Below are 9,597 nucleotides of genomic sequence, written 5' to 3'. Positions count from 1 at the left end.
TATCCTCGAATGCAGGAACCTCGCTCTATCTTAAAAGGTAAATAGGCCTTGCGATCGAGACTTTTTCAGTGACATTGGACTTTAGTCCTCACTAGAAACCGCGACTCGTTATCTCGATATGATCGCCCCGATCGCACTTTAGGATTGTTTGATTGGTTGTTCGATCGGCAATTCTATGATAAACTCGGCTCCGTGGCCGAGTGCAGACACGCAGCTAAGTTTGCCACCGTGTTCTTGGACCACTTTGTAGGAAATGGACAGGCCTAAACCGGTGCCTTTGTCGGCGGGTTTGGTGGTAAAAAAAGCCTCGAATAACTGCTGGGAAACTTCTTCTGGCATACCGGGCCCGTTGTCAGAAATCCTAATTACAGCATTGGAGTTTTGGACTTCAGTCCTAATTTTAATCTTGCTGCGGTTAGCTTTGACTTCGGCAACTGAACGCCCTTCGTTGTATTCCTCGATCGCGTCGATCGCATTTCCGATCAAATTCATAAATACCTGATTGACTTTCCCGGCATAGCACTCAACCAAAGGCAAATTTCCATAGTCCTTAATTACCGCAATTTCGGGATAGTTACCTCTGGCTTTCAGGCGACTTTGCAGAATCAGCAACGTTCCTTCAATCCCTTCGTGCAGGTTAACTTTGCTCATTTGAGAATCGTCTTTGCGAGAGAAATTTCTGAGCGAGCGCACGATTTCCCGAATGCGATCGGCTCCAACCTGCATCGAAGACATCGCTTTCGGCAAATCTTCTAGCAGAAACTCTAATTCGATATCCTTAATTTTATCTTGAATTGCTGCCGGCGGCTGCGGGCAGTGCTTCTGGTACATATCGATCAAATTCAGCAAATCTTCCGTGTAGTGGCCGACGTGGACGAGATTGCCGCAGACGCTGCTAACAGGATTGTTAATTTCGTGAGCGACACCGGCTACCATTTGACCGAGAGTAGACATTTTCTCAGTGTGAATCAATTGAGCTTGAGTTTGCTGCAATTCGTGCAAAGTATTTTCGAGTTGAAGTTTTTGTTTGGTTAACTCTGTTTGCGATCGCAGCAAAGCTTCTTCACTGCGTTTCTGCTCGGAAATATCAGTAATTAACCCTTCTAAAGCTATCAATTCTCCAGAGTCGGAAAACACTCCCAAACCTTGCTCCCAAACCCATTTTAATTCGCCATTTTTAGAATTAATTCGGTAATTTAGCTGATAGGGTCGATTTTCTTGTAAAGCCACTTGCACGGCATTCCACAAATTCTCGCGATCGTCCGGGTGAGTCAATTCCGATATAGAAACTTGCCGAGTGCCGATAAATTCTTCAGGAGAATAGCCGGCTAACTGATAGCAACCTTCGCTGACAAACTCCATACTGCGATCGGCATCGTTGCGAAAACGGTAGGCCATTCCCGGCAAATTGCTCATCAGCGTCGCCAAAGCCCGCTGGCTTTCCCGTAGGGCTTCTTCGGCGTGTTTGCGATCGGTAATATCCGTCATCACCGCCAGCATACAGAGTTCGCCGTCCAAATTAATCAACTCTGCTGACAGCAAACACACCACCACCGATCCCGACTTCATCCTAAACTCGCATTCCTGATTGCGAACAACACCTTGTTCGTGTAAACTTTGTCTAAAATTAAGTCTGTCTTCCGGCCTTACCCAAATATTTAACCCCGGTACTGTATTCCAGGTAGTTTCTTCTAAATCATAACCAGTCATCAACAAGAAGCTATCATTAACTTCAATAAAACGACCCTCAGCAAAAGTAGTAATAATCATCGGATCTGGACTCGAACGAAAAGCCTTAGAAAACTTTTCTTCCGATAAACTCAACTTTTTAATAGCCTCTTCCAACTGACTTGTTCGCTCTTTAACCCGGCATTCCAATACCTCATTAGCCTGCTTCAATGCCTCCTCAGCCTGCACCCGATAAGTGATATCGCGCACCACGCCTTGCAGCCCTATTTTGCCGCCGATATCCATAGAAGTTAGCAGCACTTCCGCCGGAAACTCAGAACCATCCAAACGGCAGTGTCGCCAGTCAAAACGGCAATTTCCCGATCGCAAAGCCGTATTAATTCGCTCTTGAGAAAGACTCATAGAATCTTGTCCGTCCGGTTGTAACGGCGGGCTGAACTCCGAAGGATGCTTGCCGCAAAACTCCGACTCAGTGCTGCATCCAAATAACTTTAAAGTAGCCGGATTGCAATCCAAAAAACCCTCTTCGTCTAGCAGCATTACCGCATCAGTCGTCGATTCGTACAAAGTGCGAAACTTTTTTTCCGACGCCTGCAAAGAAGCAATCAACTGCATCTTTTCCTCAGCCGCCCGCTTTTGGTCAGTAATATCCTGCATTACTTGAGAAAAGCCCTGCAACTTTCCCCTTTCATCGCGCAAAGGAGTAACAATAATATTCGCCCAAAATCGCGAGCCGTCTTTGCGAAGCCGCCAGCCTTCATTTTCGTATCGACCTTCGGTCACAGCCAGGATTAATTTTTCTTGGGGTTTGCCAATTTCCAGATCTTCTTTCGTGAAAAAACACTCCGAATTATTGCCGACTATTTCATGATATCTGTATCCAAAAATGCGTTCTGCACCGGAATTCCAGCTAGCTACATACCCATCAGGATCTAACATGAATATAGCGTAATCCTTAACGCCTTCAATTATTAAGCGCAGGCGTTCTTCGCTTTCTCGAAGTGCAGATTCTGCTTGCTTGCGCTGGGTGATATCTTCTACAAAACCTTCGTAGTAGAGCAATTTACCCGCTTCATCGCAGACAGCCCGCGCATTTTCAGCGATCCAAATTATTGTTCCGTCCCGCCGATAAATCTGCGACTCAAAATCCGATACGATGCCATGTTCTTGCAAAGCAGAAACAAACTGATCGCGCCGATCGGGATTGACGTAAAGCTGATCGCTGATATCAGTCAGACAGCCCATTAATTCTTCAGCAGAATTATATCCGTAGATGCGAGCCAAAGCTGGGTTAGCGCTGATGTAACGACCGGATTGGGTTGTTTGAAAAATACCCGACACAGCATTTTCAAACATACTATAATATTTTGCTTCCATTTGGTGCAGTGCCTCCGCGACATTCAGGCATTCTATCGCTTTATTTCCTAATTTTTGATTTCCCACTTGTGAATACCCTGCTATTGTGTGTGAGTTGAAGATTTTTGGTCTACAGCCTGTTAAATTTTATCCGTTATTTAGGCTGAAAGCTCGTGTGTCGCAGCCGGAGACGAGTGTGTTTATTCATCTGTCCTACGGGGCGGCTAGTTATTAGTGATTGTTGGGGAAAGTTAGTTGCTCGGGTATTTATTTGATGCTTGACTGGCTCTCACGATCGCATTGGCACATCGATCGGCTTGCAGTGCAGGTGTTCGAGCAAAACCCGCTCCTTGAAATCTCCCTGAATATATTAGCAGTTGAGTACCCTGAAATAAGTTAGTGGCAAGGATGTTACTACAATAAAAGGCAGCGATTTCTACAACCCCAAGATTCTATTTATAAGATTTGGGTGAGAGTACGATCGACTCTTACCCGAAGCAACTAACCCCCCTGCAAGAGCTAAACGCTCGCTGTCCTTGCTGTCAGTCGATTGGAGATTTGAGATTTGAGATTAAAGAATTGACTCCACAGATGAATCTGGGGCTCTCCTAAAATCTAAAATTTTTTGGTTTCCACAACTCCTGTCGGAAACTTTTATCGCTCTTTGGGTACTCTGAGTTACTGTTAAGTATTATTGCTGATAGATAATACAGCAGACTACTGGCAGTTGTACGATATGGGGTTTCTATGTAAAGTTGGCACAACAATAGGGTAATTGTTGTATCAAAAAATTCATATTCTGCTGCTGCGGGCGGAAAAATTCTGTAGCGGTGCTGGCATTTGGGCAAAAATCCGGGCCCGATGGCGCAAAATGTGGTCGGCAAGTCTGGTAAAATCCCGATCGATTCTCAGTTTGGCCACAAAGCTCGATCGAGCTAAATTTGACTAGAAACTAATATTAATGACAGATTCTCCTCTACTAGCAACGCCAGAGTTATCCCCTGCTTCAACCCAGACGGCGGATTCTCCTGTGTGGCCAGCCCTCCTGCAACAACTATTAGACAGACAATCTCTCTCACGTGCCCAAGCAGCCGACTTGATGCAGGGATGGCTAGCAGAAGCTATTCCCCCCGTCCTCTCAGGAGCCATTTTAGCTGCCATCCAAGCTAAAGGCATCTCTGCCCAAGAATTGGTAGGAATGGCTCAGGTATTGCATTCTCAGTCGCTTGCAGGCGAGTCGGAGAGCGTTTTCAATCCCAAACCCTCAATCTCCAATCTCAAATTAATTGATACTTGTGGCACAGGCGGCGACGGCGCTTCCACGTTTAACATTTCCACTGCTGTAGCTTTTGTGGCCGCCGCCGGCAAAGTTCGAGTCGCGAAACACGGAAATCGCTCCGCATCGAGCAAAGTTGGTTCTGCTGACGTGTTGGAAGCACTGGGAGTCAACCTCAACGCCGATCCCGCTAAGGTGAGATCTGCGGTAGACTCTGTGGGCATCACCTTTTTATTTGCCCCTGGGTGGCATCCCGCACTTAAGGCTGTAGCGTCGCTCCGGCGCACTTTGAAGGTGCGGACTATTTTTAACCTTTTAGGGCCTCTTGTCAATCCTATGCGCCCTACAGGGCAGGTAATCGGGGTGTTCGATCCTAGTCTGGTATCAACTATTGCTCAAGCTTTGGGCGAGTTGGGGACTGAGTTAGCTGTAGTCGTTCACGGCAGAGAAAAATTGGACGAGGCGGGGTTGGGTGATGTGACTGATTTGGCGGTTTTGTCTGATGGCAAAGTGGAACTCACTACTTTAGACCCGGAAAAGGTAGGATTGACACCAAGTACGATCGGCTCGTTAAAAGGCGGAAATGTTGAGGAAAACGCCGAGATTTTGCGGAACGTTTTGCAGGGCAAAGGTACGCCTGCACAAATGGATGTTGTAGCTTTGAATGCGTCTTTGGCTTTTCAGGTGGGAGGTGCAATTCCTATGGGTTCTCACGCAGCAGGAGTTTCTATGGCTAAGGAGATTTTATTTAGCGGTGAATCTTGGTTGAAGTTGCAGCAGTTGATTGAGTTTTTGAAATGAAGGAAGAGGGAAGAAGGAAGAGGGAAGAAGGAAGAAGCAAAGAAAAATTTAGAATGCCAATATCTTCCCGTTCTAACCGTCTAAAACTCAGCCTTCTGCATTCATACTTTTTCAAGTTGGGAAACTTTTTTCTCTCTTCTATTCTTGTTGGTTAGTAAAAAAAATCCTTCTTCCTTCTTCCTTCTTCCTTCTTCCCTCTGTTTAAGAGCGCGATCGAAATTCAATGACATCTTGCTTAATAGTCACATCTTTATTACCAAAAAAGTCGTGACCCAACAGTCCGATATCTAGGGATGGCGAGACTGCGACAACTACATTGTTAACTGCCAGACCACCTGCTTCCATAGAAGTCAGGCGACCGAGGGGAAAAGTAGCCACTCCGTTGGGAGTTTGTGCTTGAACTGTTCCCTGGAGAACAACGCCCAAGGCTTTAGCCATTGCTGGTGTAATTACTGTGCCACTAGCTCCAGAATCTACCATCATCTCGAACTTTTGTTTGCCGTTAAACGTGACTTCTATGACGGGGATATTAGCCTCTCGGCGTTTGATTTTTGCCTGAAACACTCCCGACTTTGCCGCTGCCGAAGTGGGGGGAGTCAATTCTTTGGGGAGAAAACCGCAGACTGATTGGCTGAGGTTGACGGTTCTGCCTGACGAACTCCGCATGAAGCATCCCTCACTTTCTTGAGCCACTGCTCGCGAGGAATTGGCAACACTCCCTACTAAAATTGAACTGCTCAGAGAAATAACCCCTGCTAAAACCAGTAAAGGTTGGGGCAGGTTGTTAGGGATCAGAAGAGGCTTTTTTGAGTTTGATAGTAAAGGCAAGGGAGATTTGCTGGCCATAGTTTGATTAAACGCTGTAGCTCGATCGTAACAGCGACAACTGCCTTTTGGTATAGATATAGAATTTCCGCCCGCCTCCTAAGCTGCTGGCAGATAAATTGCTGGCGCGGGGGGAGATGGAGAATTTGCACTTGTGGCCTTTCTCAGTAACATGAGGTGCACGCTTTATAAGCGGGCATAGGGCATAGGGCATAGGGCATAGGGCATAGGACAATTGAGAACTGCTGTATTGCTGCTTCTTGATTACCTGTGGCATAAGTGCCTCCGGCATCGGGCCTCCGGCATAAGTGCCTTGCTTTTCCGAACCCTTGCACAAATTAAAATAATATCTGTATATTGCCGACTAGCATCAAATCCCTGGCAGTGGTAAGAATGAAACCAAACGAAAGTAATTAAGGATGCCATGTCACTTTCAACTGCACAACCCGCTCTCCTAGTCCTGGCTGACGGTACTGCTTACCGCGGCTGGTCGTTTGGCGCTGACGCCACCGTCGTTGGCGAGGTAGTATTTAATACGGGAATGACGGGCTACCAAGAAGTATTGACTGATCCCAGCTATTGTGGCCAAATTGTAACTTTTACTTATCCAGAATTGGGCAATACCGGCGTAAATCTTGAAGACGAAGAATCCTCGCGCCCGCAAGTTCGGGGTGCGATCGCCCGGAACGTATGCAGCCGACCCAGCAACTGGCGCTGTTCGCAATCTCTGCAAGACTACCTGAAACAGTACGATATCCCCGGAATTTACGGGATCGACACCCGCGCCCTGACTCGCAAAATTCGCACGGTGGGAGCGATCAACGGTGGCATTTCGACCACGATTCTCGACCAGGCAGAGCTTTTGGAGCAAGTGCAAGATGCCCCCAGCATGGACGGGCTGAATCTGGTTCGGGAAGTCACCACTCGCGAGGTTTACGAGTGGTCTGAAGCCACGGACTCGGTTTGGGAGTTCAGTCCTACAGTCAAACCTGAAGAAGGCCAAATGTGGACCGTGGTAGCGCTAGACTTTGGGATCAAGCGCAACATCCTGCGCCGTCTGGCGAGTTACGGGTGTCGGGTCATCGTTGTCCCCGCTGACACCTCGCCGGAGGAAATCCTCAAATACAACCCGGACGGCATTTTTCTGTCCAACGGCCCCGGAGATCCGGCGGCGGTAACGGAAGGGATCGCGACTGCGAAAGCTTTGTTAAAGTCGGACAAACCTGTATTCGGCATCTGCATGGGACACCAAATTTTGGGACTTTCCTTGGGCGCAGAAACTTTTAAACTTAAGTTCGGCCATCGGGGATTGAATCATCCAGCGGGTTTAACTGAGCAAGTAGAAATTACTAGCCAAAATCATGGTTTTGCGATCGACCCCGATTCCCTAGCCCCCGAAGTAGAGATTACTCATCTCAATTTGAACGATCGCACCGTAGCCGGATTGAAGCATAAAACTCTGCCGCTGTTCTCAGTGCAGTACCACCCAGAAGCCAGTCCGGGCCCGCACGACGCCGATTATTTATTTGATCGATTCGTGCAGTCAATGCGAGACAATCAGAAAGTAGCCAGTAGTAAGTAGTCAGCAGTCAGCAGTCAGCAGTCATTAGTCAGTAGTCATCAGAGGCTGTTTGTGTCGATCGCTTCTGACTAATGACCAATGACTAATGAGTAATGACTAAAAAACTGTAGACAAAAGACCAAAAAACTCCTATAATGAAGCCTCGACTTTAAGCCATATCTAGCTAGGAGGGTGTCATTCCTGAGTCATTGACCCTGACCGTTAGCCTCAGAGGCACTCGCGAAGTCAAGAATAACTATCAGTTATTTCGCTTGACGGGCCTGCTGGACGCTTTTTCTGAGGCCACTTTTCGGAAGGTAATAAGCAAATGTATTGACGAGGGCCCAAAACACGTAATTTTGGACTTGTCTCAGATAGACTTTGTGGATAGTTCAGGCTTGGGCGCACTTGTGCAACTTGTCAAAAAAGCCCAAACCTTGGAAGGGACATTGCAAATTGTCTCAAATCCCCGCGTAACTCAGACTGTTAAACTGGTTCGCTTAGAGAAATTTTTGTCTTTGCAGCCTTCGGTTGATGAGGCGGTAAAAAACGTCAAGGATGCTTGACGCCAAAGTGAATTAAATTAGCTATCCGGTTCTCAACGCTGGATAGCAAATTTTTATTTTTGTGCGGGTAAAACAATACCGATTTTCCCAGAAGCTGCGACACGCGCCATCGGCTATTTCCCCGATGCCTAGAGTTTCGGTGGAGGGGCAGTAAAATATGTGTGGCAAACACGCGGAAAAATGGTACAAAAATTAGAGCATCCCGATTTGGTAAAAAGCCTTTTTTAGGAGTGTGATCGTCGCGCCAAGCTTTGCCTATATATCTCGCTTCGTGCTCTGAGAGCGAACAGTCCTGTAAAAGCTATAATTGCGGAAGTGACGAAAGACGAAATAAGTAAGTAACTAGAAAAACCAAGCTGTGCGGAAGTTTTATTTAAAAAAGTATGTCGCCGATCGCAGATGACGGACTCAAACTGAGTCTGACGGATATCAGTTTAAATCGAGTGCATCCTGCGAGGGCTACACCAGCAGAAATAGAAAGAATTTCGCCCGCAGCCTGGGCATATTTGGGAGATGCAGTGTACGAACTATACGTTCGGAGTTCGTACTTAGTGCCGCCCAAGAGATTGCAAGCTTATCACGAATTAGTGGTGGGGCAAGTACGAGCCGAAACTCAAGCGCGTCATTTGCGATCACTCTCTCCTTACTTGAACAGTACAGAATTAGCAATTGTCAAGCGCGGCCGCAATGCTGCAGCGGGCCGTTCTAAGCGAGCAGATCCAGAGATATACCAACAAGCCAGCAGCTTAGAAACTTTGATCGGATATTTGTACCTCACCGATCCCGAAAGATTGACCGAGATTCTGGCACTTTTAGAACTTGAGAATGAAATGATTTAGCAGTTAAGAGTTGGGAAGGAGGAGGGATTAATTAACCATCCTTGCACGGCTAACATAAAACCGCAAAAATCTTGATCGGCAAAACAGGATTTATCAGTTATTAACTAGCAATTGGAACACAGCAAAATCCTTGCTCCCTCGCTAGACTATCTCAAATCTTAAAGCCCAAAGATTGCTCCCTCAATCAAGAATCTCACATCTACAATCTACAATCGATTAGCCTTCAGCCCAAACATTTTGACCAAAAGAAACCAATGAGAAAATTTACCAAACCCAACTTTTCGCGATCAAATTCCGACAGCAAGCCATTCAAAAGCGAAGGCCGCCGTCAGGACTCACAACCATCCTCTCCCCGCTTTGAACGCAAGCCCCGTCCCGATACTCGCGGAGTAGACGCGCCTCAAAAGCGATCGACCTTCGCCCCGCAATCGCGAGAAATGCCCGTGAGAGCAATTTTCAAACGGAGAGTCGATTCCGACAGCCAACCGGAAATTCGCAGAAATAATCATTTCAAAGACAGAGACAGCAGCCCGCAGGAATCCAGGGGCAATTATTACCAAGACAGAGACAGAGACAGCAGCCCCCAGCCGGCCCGCAACAATTTCCGAGACAGAGACAGAGACAGCAGCCCCCAGCCGGCCCGCAACAATTTCCGAGACAGAGACAGAGACAGCAGCCCCCAGC

At 47.2% G+C, this 9,597-nt stretch carries 7 protein-coding genes and 1 pseudogene; 6 read left to right on the top strand and 2 right to left on the bottom strand.

Going from position 1 to position 9,597, the window contains the following annotated elements; genetic code table 11:
- Positions 1-138 precede the first annotated feature (138 nt).
- Positions 139-3,132, bottom strand: coding sequence for a PAS domain S-box protein (locus tag QUB08_RS27435; protein WP_333228867.1), 2,994 nt, complete (start codon positions 3,130-3,132; stop codon positions 139-141).
- Between the two features lie 688 nt (positions 3,133-3,820).
- Between QUB08_RS27435 and QUB08_RS27430 the strand changes: the two genes are divergently transcribed.
- Positions 3,821-3,994, top strand: coding sequence for a hypothetical protein (locus QUB08_RS27430; RefSeq protein WP_333228865.1), 174 nt, complete (start codon positions 3,821-3,823; stop codon positions 3,992-3,994).
- A gap of 12 nt (positions 3,995-4,006) precedes the next feature.
- Positions 4,007-5,122, top strand: coding sequence for an anthranilate phosphoribosyltransferase (gene trpD, locus QUB08_RS27425; protein WP_333228863.1), 1,116 nt, complete (start codon positions 4,007-4,009; stop codon positions 5,120-5,122).
- Between the two features lie 201 nt (positions 5,123-5,323).
- Here the strand turns inward: trpD and QUB08_RS27420 are convergent, their stop codons facing one another.
- Positions 5,324-5,950, bottom strand: coding sequence for a retropepsin-like aspartic protease (locus QUB08_RS27420; protein ID WP_333228861.1), 627 nt, complete (start codon positions 5,948-5,950; stop codon positions 5,324-5,326).
- Positions 5,951-6,371: 421 nt separating this feature from the next.
- Here QUB08_RS27420 and carA point away from each other — a divergent pair, with 421 nt between their 5' ends.
- From carA to QUB08_RS27400, 4 genes and pseudogenes are all read left to right on the top strand, one after another.
- A complete protein-coding gene (carA, locus tag QUB08_RS27415) occupies positions 6,372-7,529 on the top strand; it encodes a glutamine-hydrolyzing carbamoyl-phosphate synthase small subunit (RefSeq protein ID WP_333228859.1) in 1,158 nt (385 codons plus the stop codon).
- Positions 7,530-7,717: 188 nt separating this feature from the next.
- On the top strand, positions 7,718-8,074 hold the full coding sequence (locus QUB08_RS27410; protein WP_333037230.1) for an STAS domain-containing protein: 357 nt from the start codon (positions 7,718-7,720) through the stop codon (positions 8,072-8,074).
- Between the two features lie 383 nt (positions 8,075-8,457).
- Complete coding sequence (locus QUB08_RS27405; protein WP_333150826.1) at positions 8,458-8,913, top strand: ribonuclease III domain-containing protein; 456 nt, start codon at positions 8,458-8,460, stop codon at positions 8,911-8,913.
- A 254-nt stretch (positions 8,914-9,167) separates the two neighbouring features.
- A pseudogene (locus QUB08_RS27400) lies at positions 9,168-9,597 on the top strand (23S rRNA (guanosine(2251)-2'-O)-methyltransferase RlmB); the annotation flags it as partial.

Origin of the sequence: Microcoleus sp. BR0-C5, from assembly GCF_036705045.1 — a bacterium.
Taxonomy (GTDB): domain Bacteria; phylum Cyanobacteriota; class Cyanobacteriia; order Cyanobacteriales; family Microcoleaceae; genus Microcoleus.
The sequence above is the reverse complement of the archived record's forward strand: the minus strand, read 5'-3'. Positions and strand labels throughout refer to the sequence as shown.

What these genes read in the sequence shown, in the direction of transcription:
- trpD (WP_333228863.1), top strand. Translation starts at nt 4,007, where the DNA reads ATGACAGATTCTCCTCTACTAGCAACGCCAGAGTTATCCCCTGCTTCA.
- carA (WP_333228859.1), top strand. Translation starts at nt 6,372, where the DNA reads ATGTCACTTTCAACTGCACAACCCGCTCTCCTAGTCCTGGCTGACGGT.
- QUB08_RS27405 (WP_333150826.1), top strand. Translation starts at nt 8,458, where the DNA reads ATGTCGCCGATCGCAGATGACGGACTCAAACTGAGTCTGACGGATATC.